This window comes from Embleya sp. NPDC020886 (assembly GCF_044333915.1).
Classification (GTDB): Bacteria; Actinomycetota; Actinomycetes; order Streptomycetales; family Streptomycetaceae; genus Embleya.
Map to the genome: position 1 here is coordinate 125,929 of NZ_JBIRRX010000016.1, position 16,652 is coordinate 142,580.

The 16,652-nt window shown below is 72.1% G+C and carries 9 protein-coding genes and 1 pseudogene; 9 read left to right on the plus strand and 1 reads right to left on the minus strand.

The features are described from left to right. Positions 1 to 59 precede the first annotated feature (59 nt). The 8 genes and pseudogenes from ACH4U8_RS38060 to ACH4U8_RS38095 all read left to right on the plus strand — a co-directional run. The gene (locus ACH4U8_RS38060) at positions 60 to 3,266 is read left to right on the plus strand and encodes a hypothetical protein (RefSeq protein WP_395782742.1); all 3,207 of its coding nucleotides are present in this window, start codon (positions 60 to 62) and stop codon (positions 3,264 to 3,266) included. Positions 3,267 to 4,354: 1,088 nt separating this feature from the next. Then, complete coding sequence (locus ACH4U8_RS38065) at positions 4,355 to 5,125, plus strand: SDR family oxidoreductase (protein WP_360322731.1); 771 nt, start codon at positions 4,355 to 4,357, stop codon at positions 5,123 to 5,125. 276 nt (positions 5,126 to 5,401) lie between these two features. After that, positions 5,402 to 6,964 (plus strand): rifampin monooxygenase, encoded by a 1,563-nt coding sequence (gene rox / locus ACH4U8_RS38070; protein WP_395782789.1) that lies wholly within the window; start codon positions 5,402 to 5,404, stop codon positions 6,962 to 6,964. A 425-nt stretch (positions 6,965 to 7,389) separates the two neighbouring features. Beyond that, a complete protein-coding gene (locus ACH4U8_RS38075) occupies positions 7,390 to 7,887 on the plus strand; it encodes an NUDIX hydrolase (protein ID WP_360322717.1) in 498 nt (165 codons plus the stop codon). 127 nt (positions 7,888 to 8,014) lie between these two features. Next, positions 8,015 to 8,953 (plus strand): GNAT family N-acetyltransferase, encoded by a 939-nt coding sequence (locus ACH4U8_RS38080; protein ID WP_395782743.1) that lies wholly within the window; start codon positions 8,015 to 8,017, stop codon positions 8,951 to 8,953. Positions 8,954 to 9,480: 527 nt separating this feature from the next. Further along, the gene (locus ACH4U8_RS38085; protein WP_395782744.1) at positions 9,481 to 11,370 is read left to right on the plus strand and encodes an IPT/TIG domain-containing protein; all 1,890 of its coding nucleotides are present in this window, start codon (positions 9,481 to 9,483) and stop codon (positions 11,368 to 11,370) included. A 303-nt stretch (positions 11,371 to 11,673) separates the two neighbouring features. After that, positions 11,674 to 12,999: a low temperature requirement protein A gene (locus ACH4U8_RS38090; RefSeq protein WP_395782745.1), complete on the plus strand. Its 1,326-nt coding sequence runs from the start codon at positions 11,674 to 11,676 to the stop codon at positions 12,997 to 12,999. Further along, positions 12,992 to 13,153, plus strand: a pseudogene (locus ACH4U8_RS38095) (signal peptidase I); the annotation flags it as partial. The gene ACH4U8_RS38090 and the pseudogene ACH4U8_RS38095, both read left to right, overlap by 8 nt. Positions 13,154 to 13,313: 160 nt before the next feature. Here ACH4U8_RS38095 and ACH4U8_RS38100 read toward each other — a convergent pair. Next, entirely contained in the window at positions 13,314 to 15,608 is a 2,295-nt protein-coding gene (locus ACH4U8_RS38100) for an MMPL family transporter (protein ID WP_360310760.1), read from the minus strand. 348 nt (positions 15,609 to 15,956) lie between these two features. Between ACH4U8_RS38100 and ACH4U8_RS38105 the strand changes: the two genes are divergently transcribed. Further along, positions 15,957 to 16,580, plus strand: a complete 624-nt coding sequence (locus tag ACH4U8_RS38105; RefSeq protein ID WP_360310762.1) for a TetR/AcrR family transcriptional regulator — start codon at positions 15,957 to 15,959, stop codon at positions 16,578 to 16,580. The last annotated feature ends 72 nt before the right edge of the window (positions 16,581 to 16,652 follow it).

Here is a 16,652-nt window from a genome sequence, read left to right on the forward strand (position 1 = left end):
CGAGCACTTCCCGAGTCGGACCCGTGCCTCCCGCGCGGGACGAAGGAGATGTCGTACACATGCTGGACCTCGCGCGCTGGGACTGGTCCCGGCACTGGCCCTATCTGGCCGGAGCCCTCGTCGTTCTCGCCTCGGCCGTCCTCGTCGAACGTGCCCGCCGCCGCGCGGTCGCCGAACGGGCCCGGGTCGCGGCCCTGCCCGAGGAGGCCCGCAAGGCACTCGAGAACGACCGGACCGCGACCAGGGACCGGCGCGGGCGGCGGGTCGAGGACCTGCTGACGGCGGCGGTCGCGGCCGCGGCGGCGGGTCTGTCGGCGGCCCAACTCGGCAAGTTCGGTCGGGACGTCATGGGCCTGTACGGGCCGTGGGCGTATCTGCCGTTCGTCGCACTGGACTTCGCCGCGGTGGTCTGCGCGCTACGGGCTCGCCGGCGGGCCGCGCGAGGCGCCGCGGCGGGCCTGTCGGGGGCTCTCGTGTGGGTGCTCGCGCTGCTGTCCGCCTCGATGTCGGCCAGTGAGGGGGCCAACGTCGGCGAGGCGTTCGCGCTGGGGATCTGGGCGCCGATCGCCGCCGTGTTGTGGGAGCTGGGTCTGGCCGAGGAGCGGCACGCGCGGACCGAACGGGCCGACCGTCGGGTCGGCTGGATCCGCTGGTTGCACCCGATCGAGCGGGTGCTCGTGCTGGCCGAACTCGCCGCCGACGAATACCTGGGCGCGGCGGACGCGACCGAACGTGTCCGCGAGCGCCGCGCGGCCCGCGCGCTGTACCGGCTGCGGCAGGCCACCGAGGCACGCGCCGTCGCCCGGGTCGACGGGACCGGTCGTTCGACCACACGGCCCAGGCGCGGCCTCGATCGCCGGTACCGCCGCGCCGAGGCATTCGCCCAACGCACGGCCGCGCGGGTACGCCTGGCCGACGCCGAGGTGGAGGCCGCCGTGCTCCCGCAACTACGCGTCCTGGTCGACGTCGGCCGGCTCGCCAACATGACCTGGCCCACCCCGGACGCCACCGCCCCGACCCACCACCGAGACGGCCGGCCGCACCCCGGCACGACGCCCCCCGAGGGCGGCACGCCACTGTCGACCCTGACCCGCCGTGTGGCCGGCGTCGCCGTCTCGACCCCCGCCGGCCCGGCGTCCACGACGCACGCTGCGACCGTCCCGGGCCCGCGTCACGCCGAGCACCTCGACCACCACCCGGCCCTCGGGATGCGCAACGCGGGCGGCCCGACCCCGACTTCACCCGCCGCCGTGGGAGATCCGAGCCGCGCCCCGAGGCCACCCTCGCCCGCTTCGGACACCCCGGCCGCAGCCCCCGGCCGACCGGCGACCGAGTCCCCGACCCGAGTCGCGACGAGCCGCCCGGCAGCCACCGCACCGATGCCGATGACCAAACCCGCGCCCCGGATCCCCCACTCCCACCCGGCCGCCCCGCTCGCGCCGACCGGCTCCGCGACCCCGGGGGCGACAGGCACGATGGAGCACCCGGACGGGTCGAGCCACACGCCGCTGCCCGCTTCGTCGGGCAGCGGAGACGCGGACGGCCGGCACGGGGGTTCGCAGGCCGCGTCGTCGGAGGCCGACGTGCCGTACCCGGGCGGTCCCTCGGTTCGTGCGGCGGCGGGTGTGCGTGAGTGGAACGGCGTGGAGCCGTTGGCTTCTTTGGACGGTGGAGACGGGGACGGCCGGTACGTGGATGGCGCGTATCGGGGTTCGCAGGCTGTGTCGTCGGAGGCCGACGTGCCGTACCCGGGCGGTCCCTCGGTTCGTGCGGCGGTGGATGTGGGGGAGTGGGACGGCGTGGAGCCGTTGGCTTTTTTGGACGGTGGAGACGGGGACGGCCGGTACGTGGATGGCGCGTATCGGGGTTCGCAGGCTGTGTCGTCGGAGGCCGAGGTGTCGTACCCCGGCGCGTCCTCCGGGCTCGGGGCGCCGAACGGGCGCGCCGAGGTCGGGCGGTTGCCCGCCCGGGACGAAGGCGTGGCGGCGCCTCCGCCGGATGAGCCGAGCTTCCGAGCCGGCGAGCCGGAGGTGTCGTGGGACGGGGCAACCGCGGTTCGCGGCACGGCGGCCGGCCTGCCGGGGCCTGCGGACCGCGACCCGGGCGCGGCGATGATCGCGACGGACACCGGAGCCCTCCGCGTCGGCAACGCGACCGGGTCGCCCGAGTCGCCGGAGCGCACGGCCGATCGCCGGACGGTTGCCGGGGGCGCCGTGGTCGCGCCTCGTGAGGCGGGGGCCGCGTCGTCGGGTGGCGGAGGTACCCGCCATGACGGCTCACGTGGCGCCGGTGGGCGTCGGCATGTCGCGGACCGGGCGGTGGCGGGTGCCACGAACCCGCCTCGTGACGTGCGCCCCGAGTCCTCCGGCCGAGCGGGCGCCCACCGCCAAACGACCGGCGCGTGGCCGGACGACGCGGACCCGGACCCCGACCCTGCGGCGCGTATCGCGGCATCGCATCCGGACCCCACTCGCGTCGACGCCCACCGCGCCCCCGATGCCCCGACCACCGCGCCGGATACCGAAGGACCGCTCCGCTCCCATGCGGCGGCCACCGACCTGTCGCCGGTCGGGACCGACGACGGTCGCCCTGCCGATGCGGCACGGACGGGCACGGTCGGCGCGTACCGGCAGGATGGGGCCGGGTCATGGGTGGACGGAGACCTGCACCAACCCCCGACCGCCGACGTGCGTTGGCAGGAGGACCCACACCACCCCGGGCCCGGCGCATCGCCGAACCCCACGCCCACCGACGCGGTGCCCAGGTACGCAACCAAGAGCATCACGCCCCCCGGCCCGACCGGTCCGAACTCGGATCCGAGCAGCCGGCGAGCCCCGAAGCCGGACGCCACCCCGCGAGCGTCGGACCGGCCGGTGGACCCCCTGTCGGGCGCGCAGTCGAACCGGCCGGTGAACCCACCATCGCACGCGCAGTCGGACCGGCCCGTGGACCCGCCGAGCATCGACGTCGTCGTTGAAACCCCGCGCGCCGCCCCTCCCATCGACTACGACCACAACCACGACATCCCGAACCAGAGCCGCAGAGCGGACGGATCGGCGCTCACCAGCGCCGCGCGCCGCGACCACCGCGTCCTCGCCCTGGTCTCCCTCCTCGCGGCCGAAACCGACCTGACCGTCGAGGAGGTCCGCCACCGACTCGACGTCAGCGAGCGCACCGCCGAACGCCTTCTCCAACAAGCCCACGAGGAACTGACCGCCCGCCGCGCCCAGGCCGAAGACCCCGACCTGGCCGACGCCGGCCTCTGACCCACCACAACACACCCACCCACAGCACCGAGGCCGTCGCCCAACGCATCCCCACGGCCTTCCGGCGACATCACCGGAAGCCGTCTCGACCCCTCCATCGGAGGTCATGGCCGCATGCTCCCCGCGAAGCTGCTGTGGCGGGATCCACGCCCCATTCCCCGCGGCAACTTTCAGGAGATCGTGGTTCACGTCGTCCTGGACCCGGAGTTCCACGAACCGACAGAAGACGACGTCTGCCCGGCCTTCGGCTCCGTGTGCCTGATCCACGACCGCCTGTACTCACCCGGAGGGTGCGGTGAAGGCCCCCACCTGGTCGCCCTGAACTGTGCCGCACACGGCTATGAAAACCTCGGCCCCCAGCCCCTGATGCATCGTTACCCCGCCGGATTCATGCCGCCACTCACGGCGGAACAATTCGCCGAGGTGGAACTCGACCTCTACCCCGAGGGCTGTCTCCCCCGGGTTCCTCCCGACATCCGGCAACATCCCACCTCACCCGGACCCGACTTCGCAGCCGCCAACGGCGCATCGCCTCGACCGTTCAAGCCCCGCCACCCACCCATGGCACCACCGTCACCGAGGAAGTAGGCGTTGCCCGCCGACCCGAGCCCACAACCCGGCGAAGCCCCTCGACAATCGCCGCTCCCGCTCGCCCGGCCCGCCCCTGCTCCGTGGCCCCGCCCGCCCCACGCCGGCAGATGCCCATCGGCGCGCCGTGCCGATCCCCGATCGGGGCCGCCCATGGTGCACGGCGCCCACCCGCGTCCAGGGCGCTCGCGGCCGGTGGCCGACGGGGGTGGCCCGGTCGGTCGCGCGTCGCATGGCCGAGCCGTGCCCCGAGCCGCGCCCGCCGATGCCTGAGCCGGCCGGCGCGACACCTCCGGCCGCGTGGGCGGCGATCCGTACCCCGGCCCGGCATCGCGGCCCGAACGCGGTTCGTTTCGGCGCACCGATGTGACGTCGATGTGACGCCGAGCGCAGCGGCCGATGACCCTGGTTTCCCCATCGTGGCTATGGCACGATCCGTCACCTCTGGTCATGGGCGCCTGTTCGCGCGCCACACCGCTCTCGTGCGATGGAGTGAACGTATGTCGATAGCCCACGTGTCCGGTCGGTTCGACGGCAAGACCGCGGTGGTCACCGGGGCGGGTTCCGGGGTCGGTCGCGCGACCACGCTGCGCCTGGCGGCGGAGGGCGCGAACGTGCTCGCGCTGGACATCGCGGCGGCGGCGTTGGACGAAACCGCGGAGCTGGCCGCCGGGCTCGCGGGCAAGGTCGTGACCCGGATCACCGACGTGTCGGTCCGCGAGGAGTGCTTCGCGGCCGTCGCGGCGGCGGTGGCCGAGTTCGGCGGGCTGGACGTGCTGGGCAACGTGGCCGGCATCGCGCGGGCCGAGCACGTACTCGACGTCACCGAGGCGGACTACCGGCGGATGATGGGCGTCAACATCGACGGCTACTTCTTCATGTGCCAGGCCGCCATCCCGCACCTGCTGGAGCGTTCCGGCAACGTCGTCAACATCGCGTCCAACGCCGGGGTGATGGGCTTGGCGTACGGCGTCGTCTACACCATGAGCAAGGGTGCCGTGGTGCAGTTGACCCGGTCGCTGGCCTGGGAGTTCGCCAAGCAGCCGCTGCGCGTGAACGCGATCGCGCCGGGTGGCATCGACACCAACCTGGTCGCCAACTACCAGATGCCGGCGGACGTGGACTGGGACCTGGTCGGCCGGGCGATGACCCCGCGTCCGATGGCCCAGCCGGAGGACATCGCCGCGATGTTCTCCTACGTCGCCTCCGAGGAGGCCCGCAACGTGCACGGCGCCATCCTGCACAACGACAGCGGCCTGACCGCCGGCTGACCCACCGGCCACCACGACACGGCTCCGGTCCGCGCCCACCCGCACCCGAGCCCGGACCGGAGCCCCACACCACCGGCAGACCCCGCACGGGGAAAGGGTTGGACGTGGTGATGTCGTGGCTTGTAGCTTGCATTCGGCCGTGACCCCGCCCGAGGAGGTGAGACCCATGAACGCTGTAGCGAAATGGGTGCTCCCCCCTGCCGTCACGGTTGGGCGATCGATGTAGGTGTCGCCGGGAGCACCTTGCCAATAAGGCACTCCCGAAAGGCAACATCCATGAACTCTCCGAAGTTCACCCCCGAGCCGGCGTCGAACGACCCGGTCGAGCGAGACTTCAGTGTGGGCGACGTCCCCGGACTCCGGGCGCCGGCTGCCGGCACCGATCGTGCGCCCCTCGTGTTCGACGTGATCATCGCCGGGTGCGGGCCGACCGGCGCGATGCTGGCCGCCGAACTGCGGCTGCATGGCGTGCGGGTACTCGTTCTGGAGAAGGAAACCGAACCGGTTTCCTTTGTTCGCGTGGTCGGTCTGCATATTCGCAGTATCGAGCTGATGGCAATGCGCGGACTGCTGGATCGCATTCTCGAACACGGAAGACGGCGACCGGCCGGCGGATTTTTCGCCGCCATCAACAAACCCGTGCCCAAGAATCTGGATTCCGCGCACGCCTATCTGCTGGGCATTCCCCAGCCGGTCATCGTCGAGCTGCTCGAAGGACATGCGATCGCACTGGGTGCGCAGGTCCGGCGTGGTTGTGCGGTGGTCGATTTCGCGCAGGACGAGGAGGGCGTGACCGTCGAGTCGGCCGACGGTGAACGATTGCGTTCGCGCTATCTCGTCGGTTGCGACGGCGGACGCAGTACGGTGCGCAAATTGCTCGGCGTCGGGTTCCCCGGCGAGCCTTCGCGGACCGAGACGCTGATGGGCGAGATGGAAGTGGGGGCACCGCCGGAGGAGATCGCCGCCAAGGTGGCCGAAATCGGCGAGACCGAAAAGCGGTTCTGGCTCAGGCCGTTCGGCGGCGGGGCATACAGCGTCGTCGTCCCCGTCGCGGGAGGCGCGGGAGGCGCGGAAGTCGGCGAGCGCGCGGAACCGCCGACCCTGGAGGATTTCAAGGAACAGCTTCGCGCCATCGCCGGAACCGATTTCGGCGTGCACTCCCCGCGCTGGTTGTCCCGCTTCGGGGATGCCACCCGGCTGGCCGAGCGTTATCGGGACGGGCGGGTGTTGCTGGCCGGCGACTCGGCGCACATCCATCCACCCACCGGCGGGCAGGGCCTCAATCTGGGTGTTCAGGACGCATTCAACCTCGGCTGGAAACTGGCCGCACAGATCCGCGGCTGGGCGCCGGAAACGCTGTTGGACACCTACCAGGCCGAACGTCGTCCGGTCGCCGAAGAGGTGCTGGACAATACCCGCGCCCAGATGGAACTGCACTCCACCGAACCGGGCGCGCAGGCCGTACGCAGACTGCTCACCGAATTGATGGACTTCGACGAGGTGAACCGCCATCTGATCGAGAAGATCACCGCGATCGGCATCCGCTACGACTTCGGCGCGGGCCCCGACCTGCTCGGCCGCCGACTGCGCGACATCGACGTGAAGCAGGGCCGGCTCTACGATCTGCTGCGACGCGGCCGCGGCCTGCTGCTGGACCGCACCGAACACCTGACCGTCGGCGGCTGGTCGGACCGGGTCGACCACCTCGCGGATCCCACCGCGGCACTGGATGTGCCGTGCGTCCTGCTACGTCCCGACGGCCACGTCGCCTGGATCGGCGACGATCAGCAGGACTTGGACGACCATCTCTCCCGCTGGTTCGGCAGGCCCGCCGACTGATTTCGCCCGAGCGACCGGGTTTCGCCCGAGCGAGCGAATAGGCCGTGAGAAGGATCGAACGGCCGTAGCGACCGACCATCGCAAGACCGGAGGCGGCATCAGCCGTGGTGCTCCGACGCCGGGGTCGACCCGCGAGGAGGTTCGTCCTCCCCGAGTGACGACGGGAAGACCGGAAGACGGCGGAAGAGCACCACGGGTGGGTCGGCACAGGCGGCCATACGGTTCGTGCCACGGCCACCTGCGCCGACCATGGCCGACGGCCGCCCGCTCCCGGCCCCAGGCACCCCGACTGCCCCGACCACCCATCGCCTGGGCGGACGCCGCAGCGCTCGCGGGCCACGCGGGCCACGCGGACCCTGCGGACCCGCGCGAGCAAAATCACCGGCCTCCCGCCCGCCGGCCCGGATGGAGCTAGGGTCGAGCAGATGACCCATGAGTACCTTCCGCCCGAGCAGTGGTACGCGCAACTGCCCGCCCTCTACGCCGCCGCCTCCGCCCTGATCACCGATGCCGAGGGGCGCGTGCTCCTGGTCAATCCCAACTACCGGGACTACTGGAACCTGCCCGGCGGTTTCGTCGACCGCAACGAGCCACCGCACGTGGCGTGCGCGCGCGAACTGCGCGAGGAACTCGGACTCGACCTCCCCGTCGGCGAGTTGCTGGTGATCGACTGGGTGCCCGAACTCGACCCGAGGCCGCGGCCGTTGACCGGCTGGATGTTCGACGGCGGCACGCTCACCCCCGAGCAGATCGCCGCGATCCGGATCCAGGAGGAGGAACTCGACGAGTACGCGTTCGTCACCCTCGACCGAGCCGCCGAACTGCTCCCGAGCACCGTGGCCCCGCGCGTCCCGGCCGCGATCGAGGCCCGCGCCCTCGGCCGCACCGTCTACCTGCCGAGGCCCGACCCGACCGGACGCTGAGGACGCCGACCCGAGCCGAAACGCCGAACGCGGCCCCGGCCGGTGCCGATCTTCGCGCGTATATTCGACGCCTGTTTCGCGTTTCGCATTCCTGGCGAACGCCGTCGACCGCCTGTCCGGAGGCACCGTGCACTTCCGTTCCACCACCCCGAGCGATCTGCCTCGCGTGCTCGCGTGCGAGGTCCGGGAACCGATCGGTTCGATCTCCGCCGACCGCTACCTGGCCGAAGCCGCGGACGGGATGTACCGCCCGGAGTGGACCTGGATCGCCGAGCGGGACGATCGGGTCCTGGCCCGGGCGTTGTGGTGGGGGCCGACCGACAGCGCGCATCCCGCCGCGCTGGACTGCCTGTACGTCGACCCGACCGTCGCGGACCGGGCCTCGGTCGGCGCCGAGCTGATCGCCGCGAGCCTGCGGGCGTTCGCGGCGGCCGGGGCCGAGCGGCCGCCGCTGTACAACGTGACGCTGACCGAGGGGTGGCGCGCGGATGCCGCCGTCTCCGCCGCGCTCGCCTGGCGCCGCGAGGCCGCGCTCGCGGCCGGTCTGAGCCACGAGGTCGAGCGGTTGCGTTTCGAGTGGTCGCCGGACCTGGGCGTGCCGATCGGGTCCGGCCGACTCACCTTCACCGAGGCCGACGACGCCGCGTTCCTGGCCGTGTTCGGGCGGATCGCCGAGGGCAGTCTGGACGCGGAGACCCGCCGGGGGCCGGCCGCCTACGGCCCGGAAGCTGCCGCCCGCAAGGAGATGGACTTCTACCTCGACTGCCCGGGCGAGCGCGACTGGTGGCGCCTCGCCCACACCGCCGACGGCACCCTGGTCGGCCTGGCCATCCCGTCCGCGACGCCGTACCACCCCAACGTCGGATACCTGGGCGTCGTCCCGGAGTTGCGCGGCCGAGGCTACGTCGCCGACCTGCTCGCCGAGATCACCCGCCTGCACGCCGACCGGGGCGCCGAGGTGATCACCGCGACCACCGACATGACGAACGCCCCGATGGCCGCCGCCTTCCGCCGGGCCGGCTACCGCACCACCCAGGTACGGATGATCTTCTCCGCCCCCGAGTAGCCGGCCGCCTCCCGAGCAGCCACGCGTTCCCGAGCGGCTACCCGTTCCCGAGCAGCCACCCGTCTCCGAGCGGCTACCGGTTTCCGAGCACCTACCGCTGCCCGAATAGCCCCGCCCCCGAAGTCCGGTCGGACGTCCGCCGATTCGCCCCCGGCGGACGCTCGGCCGGTCCGGCGCGGTTCCCCACCTACACCAACTCCCGCCCCGGCGCCACCATTTGGCCATTCCGGTCACATCGCCACCCGCTTCCCCGGTACGTTTCCGGCGATGCACCGACGAATCGCGATCCGTGATTCGCGGCCGTCTCGATTCGGGTGGGGCCCGAGTGCCGTACGGGGCGGGGATCGACGTGCCCTGGTGGAGACGGCCCGGTGTGGTCCAACTCCAGGGAGGGGATCCCGATGTCGCTCCATCACGCACCGCCCGGCCGCAGGCGCCGCGGTTTCTTGGCCGAGCCCCCCGATTCGCACCACCCGCGACCCGCCACCGGGCAGCGCCGGAATGCCCGCCGTCCCTTATCCGCGACGTTGCCCCGCCGCCCGATCGCGCTGCTCGCGACCGTCACGCTGATCGCCGCCGGCCTCGTGGCCGGAATGGTCGGCCGAGCCACGCCCGCCGCCGCGGCCCGTCCCGGCGTCTCCGCGTACGTGGCCAACTCCGGCTCGAACACGGTCTCTGTGATCGACACCGCGAACAACACGACGACGGCCACCATCCCGGTGGGCCGGGGCCCGTACGGGCTCGCCGCCAACCACGCCGGCACCCGGGTCTACGTGGCCGACTTCGACGACGCCGGCATCTCGGTGATCGACACCGCCACCGACACCGTCACCGGCACGATCGGCACCGGCGGCAAGCCGTTCGCGATGGCCGTCGACCCGACCGACCGCCGCCTCTACGTCGCGCAGGGCAATGCCGTACTCGTGGTCGACACCGCGACCAACACGGTCGCGGCCACGATCCCGGTCGGTACCAACCCGATCGCGGTCCTGGTCGCCCCCGACGGCGCCCACGTGTACGCGGTCAACAACGCCGGCCGCAATGTCTCCGTGATCGACCCGGCCACCGCCACCGTCGGCGCGACCATCACGCTCCCCGGTTCGCCCGACGGGGCCGCGCTCAGCCCCGACGGGACACACCTGTACGCCGTCGACGACCAGTCCGGCCTGTGGACCCTCGACCTGACCGCCGGCGGCGCGCTCACCGCGACCGTCCCGATCACCGACGCCAGCAACGTCGCGGTGAACGCGGCCGGCACCAGGGCCTACGTCTCCGCCTTCCCGGCGGCCGTCAAGGTCGTCGACCTGACCACGAACACGGTGACCGACACCGTGCCGGTGGGCAGTTACCCGGCCAACCTCACGCTGCACGTCGCGGGCGGCTTCGTCTACACCACCAACGCCGTGTCCGGCGACGTGTCGGTGATCGACACGGCGTCCGCCGCGGTGGTGGCCACCGTCCCGGTCGGGAGCACCCCGTACGGCATCGTCGTGGTCGGCGTCCCGCAACCACGCACCGTCACCTCGGTCGCCCCGAACTTCGGCCCCACGGCCGGCGGCACCTCGGTGACCGTCACCGGTACCCACTTCACCGGCAGCACCGCCGTCGCGTTCGGCGCGACCCCGGCCGCATCCTTCACCGTCGTCAACGACACGACCATCACCGCCACCGCGCCGCCCGGCGCACCCGGCACCGTCGACGTCACCGTGACCGGGCCCGGCGGTACGAGCCCGACCTCGGCCGCCGACCGATACACCTACACGGCCGTGCCCGCGGTCACCTCGATCAGCCCGAACTCCGGTCCCGAGGCGGGCGCTACGGTGGTCACCGTCACCGGCAGCAACCTCGCGGGCGCCACCGGCGTCACCTTCGGTCCGGGCCGGCCCGCGACCTCGTTCGCGTGCACCGCGACCTCGTGCACGGTGACCGCGCCGCCGGGGCCGGGGGCCGGCCAGGTGGACGTGCGGGTGAGCACCGCCGGCGGGACCAGCGCGAGCGTTCCGGCCGATCGGTACACCTATGTCGCGAGCACGGCCGATGTGGCGGTCGCGCTCCAGGCAACCGGCGTGCCGTCGTTGTTCGACGCGCACATCGACTACACGATCACCGTCACCAATCGCGGGCCGGACGCACTCGGTTCGGCGACCGTCAGCGCGCCGCTGCCGGTGCCGATGCTCGCGACCTCACCCGACTGCGCGGTGGCCAACCGCACGGTGACCTGCACGGTGGGCCCGCTGGCCAAGGGCGCGGCGACCACCCGCCACTTCACCGCCCCGGTGGCCCTGCTCAGCCTGGGCCTCGCCTACGAGGTCACCGCGACCCGCACCGCGAGCACGCCCGACGACCCCAACCCGGCCGACAACGCCTCCTCGGCCTCGTGCACCGTGATCACGTCCCTGATCATCCTCTGCTCGTGAACCCCGGGCGGGCCGGCGGGTCGAGCCGCAGCCGGTGAACTCCCGGGCCGCTCCCGGGCCTTCCGGAGGCCGTTCCCGACGGCCGACCAACACACCTGCGGCGGGCCGGACATCCGGCCCGCCGCGGCTACGCCGATCGCGAACGCGCGGAGAACGCGCTGTTCCGAAACAGACGACGCGGTGATGATGGGCCCGCGCACGTGCGCGACTCGCATCGGACCGGGCCGGACCTCGGTCGGCCCGTACCCCGGTGCCGTGCCTCGGCTCCCCGATGAGCGCACCCGGACCCACGAAAGCGAACGAATGAGACCCTCCTCGGCTCCCGGCGACGCCGATCGAAGCGACGCCGCGATACCGGCGCCGCCCTCACCGACGGACCCCGCCTACCGGCCCGCCCTCGAAGCCACCGAAATCCCCGTCGGAACCGCCACCGAAGTCCCCCTGGAAACCACCGACGAAATCCCGATCCGACTCCCGCACGACCCCGCCGAAGCACCCGTCGAGGCCGAGCGGCCCACCGGCGTGACGCCGATCGAGTTGTTCTTCGACCTCGTCTTCGTCTTCGTACTCACCCAGGCCACCCACCAGGTGGAGTCCCACCCGGGCTGGAGCGGGTTGCTCCAGGGCATGTTGCCGCTGGCGGCGATGTGGTGGATGTTCGGCGCGTTCAGTTGGTTGACCAACGCGGTGCGCCCGGACGCCACCGCGGTGCGGTTGTTGCTGGCGCTGACGATGACCTCGTTCTTCGTGATGGGCCTGGATCTGCCCTACGCGTTCGACCCGGACGGCTGGGCGTTCGGCCTCGCGTTCCTGGTCGCGGTCGGGATGCACGTCGCGCTGTTCCTGACCGCGGCCGAGCCCTCGGCCCGCTCCGGGATCGTGCGGCTCGCGCCGTTCAACGCGGCCGGCGGGCTGCTGATCCTGATCGCCCCGCACCTGCCCGACGCCGGCACCTGGGCGTGCTGGGCGGCGGCCGTCGCCGTGTTGTACCTGTCCATGGTGATCGGACGCGTTCGCGGCTTCGTGGTCGAGCCGCACCACTTCGTCGAGCGACACGGACTGATCATCCTGATCGTGCTCGGCGAATCGGTGGTGGCCGTCGGAATCGGCGCGGGTGGTCGGCCGGTCGACTGGAGGCTCGCGGGGGGCATCCTGCTCGGCATCGCGGTCGCCACCGGCATCTGGTGGACGTACTTCGGCGGCGACGACGAACGCACCGTACGGGCCATGTCGGACGCGTCCGTGGAGCGTCGGCAGATGCTCGGCTACGTGGCGTTCGGCCTGGCGCACGCGGTGATGATCGCCGGCATCGTGCTGGTCGCGGCGGGCATCTCGGACGGCATCCACCACCTGGGCACCGACACCAACCGCTGGTGGCTGGGTGCCGGCGTGGCAACCTTCCTGCTCGGCCACGCCTGGCACCGCCACGTCCTGGGCACCGGACCGGTCGCCGCGCAGATCACCGCCGCCGTCGTGGTGATCCCGCTGACCGCATCGCTGGCCGGCGCGGGTTGGGCCGCACTCACCGCCGCCACGCTGGTGCTGACCGCCATGACCGTGACCGAACACCTGCGCCGAACCCGCCCGACCCGGACCCCGGAGGTGCGCCCCACACCCGCGGCGGCTTGACCGACCGGGCCACAGCGTGCTGTCGGCGAAGCAGGGTGACCCCGTGGTGTGGGGCCACGGGGTGGACCACTCGTGGTCGGGCGCGGAGGAATCGGTGGCGCCGACGGTGCGTTGGCCGTCCGTACCGGGCTATCGGGTGGACGAACTCACCTGAACCACGCACCGACCGCCACACCGGTAGCAACGGTCGAAGCCGCCGCACCGAAGCCGCCGCACCGAAGTCGCCACACCGGCAGCGCCGTGCCGGCGCAACGAGACGGGGTGTGCCCCGGGCGAAAGCCCGGGGCACACCCCGTCTCGGTCGTGCGTTGCGATCAGACGCGAACCGCGTCCCGATCCGGGTCGACGTCGCGCCCACCGCGGTCCGTCGGGTCGAACGGGTTCGCCTGCGCCTTCGCGGCGGCGGCATCGTCGCCCAGGTACTTGCGCAGCCCCTCGCCCTCGACGTCCACGTTCGGGATGAGCTTGTTCAGCCACGCCGGCAGCCACCACGCGGACTTGCCGAGCAGCGCCAGTACGGCCGGCACGATCGTCATCCGGACCACGAACGCGTCGAACAGGACGGCGGAGGCGAGACCGAAGCCGATCATCTTGACCATCGAATCGGGCGCCCCGATGAAGCCGGCGAACACCCCGATCATGATCAACGCGGCGGCCGTGACCACCCGCGCACCGTGCTTGAACCCGCTGACCACGGCCTGCCTCGGGCTCTCGCCGTGCACGTACGCCTCGCGCATCCCGGTGACCAGGAAGACCTCGTAGTCCATCGCGAGTCCGAACACGATGCCCACCAGGAAGATCGGCATCATGCTCATGATCGGCCCGGTCTGGTCCACCCCGATCAGGCTGCCGAACCAGCCCCACTGGAACACCGCGACCACCGCGCCGAGCGAGGCGACCACCGAGAGCAGGAAGCCGCCGGCCGCCTTGAGCGGCACCAGGACCGACCGGAACACCGCCATCAGCAGCAGGATCGCGAGGCCGACGACCAACGCCAGGTACGGCAGCAGCGCGTCGTTCAGACGCTGCGAGAAGTCGATGTTCAGCGCCGGACCGCCGCCGACCAGCGTCTCGGCACCGGTGCGGGCCTTGGTCTGGTCCGCCGTGGCGCGGATCGCGTGCACCAGGTCCTTGGTGGCGTTGCTGCTCGGCTTCGAACTCGGCGTGATCTCGATGATCGCCGTGTTCTCCGCCTTGTTGAAGGTGGCGGGAGCGATCGAGGCGATGCCCTTGACCTTGCCCAGCGCGTTGGTGACCTCGGCCGCCGCGGCCCTGCCGTTGTTGTTCTTCGCGGCGTCCACCACGACCAGGAGCGGCCCGTTGAAGCCGGGGCCGAAGCTCTCGGTCAGCAGGTCGTAGCCACGACGCTGGGTGGTGTCGGTCGACTTCACGCTGTCGTCCGGCAGGCCCAGCTCCATGCTCGCGGCGGGCAGCGCCAGCGCGCCCAGACCCAGTACCGCGACCACCAGCACCTTGACCGGACGGCGCAGCACGAACCGCGCCCACCGGGTGCCCATGTTCGGCTTCTCCGAGCCCCGTCGGTGGCCGGTGCCGCCGGCGGCGATCTCGGCGTCGCGCTGGGCGAAGCGCTTGCGGTCCTTGCGGCCGAATATGCGCTTGCCCGCGAAGCCCAGGATGGCCGGCACGAAGGTCAGTGCGACCAGTACCGCGACCGCGACGGTGCCGGCCGCGGCCAGGCCCATCTCGGTCAACATCGGGATGTTGACCACGGCCAGACCGGCCAGCGCGACCACCACCGTGAGGCCGGCGAAGACCACCGCCGAACCCGCGGTGCCCACCGCCCGGCCGGCGGCGTCCTCGGGTTCGCGGCCCAGGGTCAACTCGCTGCGATAGCGCGAGACCACGAACAGCGCGTAGTCGATGCCGACCGCCAGGCCGAGCATCATCGCCAGGGTCGAGGTGGTGGGGGAGAGGTCGAACACACCCGCGAGGGCGGTGATGCTGCCGACGCCGACCGCGACCCCCAGCAGCGCGGTGAGCAGCGGCAGACCCGCCGCGATCATCGCGCCGAAGGTGATCGCCAGGACCACGGCCGCGATCAGGACGCCGACGATCTCGCCGTTGCCCGGGCCGGAATCGTCCTGGAGCGCGTCGCCGCCGACCTCGACGGTCAGGCCGGCCGCGCGTCCCTGCTGGGCCGCGTGCGTGAGCGTGTCGCGGGTCTTGTCGTGCAGCGTGTCGGCCGGGTCCTGGTAGGCCACGGCCGCATACGCGGTGGTGTGGTCCTTGCTGACCGTGCCCGCCTCGAACGGGTCGGCGGCACTGGCCACCTGGTCGGTGCCCTTGAGCGCGCCGACCACCTGTAGGACGGCCGCCTTGTTCTTGGCGGAGTCGATCTGCTGGCCGGCGGGCGCGCGGAAGACGATCCGCGCGCTGGCACCGCCGGCGGCGGCCTCGGGCGTGCGGGCCTCCAGCAGGTCGACGGCCTTCTGCGCCTCGATGCCGGGAACCGAGAAGGGTTTGGCAGCCGGGGAGGACGCCGTCGAGGCGCCGAATCCGACCAGGGCGAGGATCGCCACCCAGAGCAGGACGACCAGGCGTCGCCGCCGGAAGGCGGCCCGACCGAGTCGGTACAGGAATGTGGCCATGAAGGAGTCTCCAGGCTCGTGCGAGTCGGGACGTGAGGGCAGGACGTGCGGGATCGCCCCGGGGCGACACGTGTCGCCGGCACCGGGTGGGATCCGAAATGGGTGTGGAGCGGTCGGGTATGGGCAGGCGCAAGCAGAGGTATGGCAGTTGTGAGCTGGTCACATGCCCGAACGGCCGAGCTGTTCTACTAGCCGGACAGTAGAAATTATGCCGGGCCGCAAGCCCCACGTATGTCCTTCCGAAGGTGTGGACACACGTACTACGTAGGGCGTACTTTCTACTGGCCGTACAGTAGATATAGGCGTCGGACGGCACACGCAGCGCCTGCAGTGGGGAAGGAGTCGCACGTGACCGGCCAACGAGGCGACACCCGGCGCAGGGTCCGCGAGACCGCGTCGACCCTGTTCGCAGAGAAGACCTACGGCGCCACCACGCTCCAGGACATCGCCGACACGATGGGCGTGACCAAGGCGGCCCTGTACTACTACTTCCGGACCAAGGAAGAGATCCTCGCCGACCTGGTCGAGCCGGCCATCGTCGAGCTGGAGGCGATCCTGGACCGGGCCGAGGGCCAGTCCTTCTCCCCTGCGGCCACCCGCGAGTTGTTGCTCGCGATGGGCGAGTTGTACGCGGCCGATCGCCGCCGGCTGATCATCCTCATGTTCGACCGGACCTTCAAGACCCAGCCGGTGCTGGGCGAGCGGGTGATGGTGTGTCGACAGCGCACCCAGCAGGCGCTGGCCCGTGGGAGCGCGCACGACTCGGCCGGCGACGTGCGCGCGATCGCGGCGTTGGCGGCGCTGACCGTTCCGCTGGCGGCGCTGGAGGGGTACGAGGACCTGCGGCCGTTGGTCGCCCCGTCGGTGGCGGCGGCCTGCGCGGTGCTCGGCATCCGAGCACCGCGCGCGAACGCGTCCGCTGCGGGGGCGGCGGCGAAGACGGCGCCCGAGACCGCGTCCACGGCGGGTTGAGCCGGGGCGTCGATCGCCGACCCGCCTCGGCTCCACCGACGCCGACGCCGACACCGACACCACGCGTGGGTG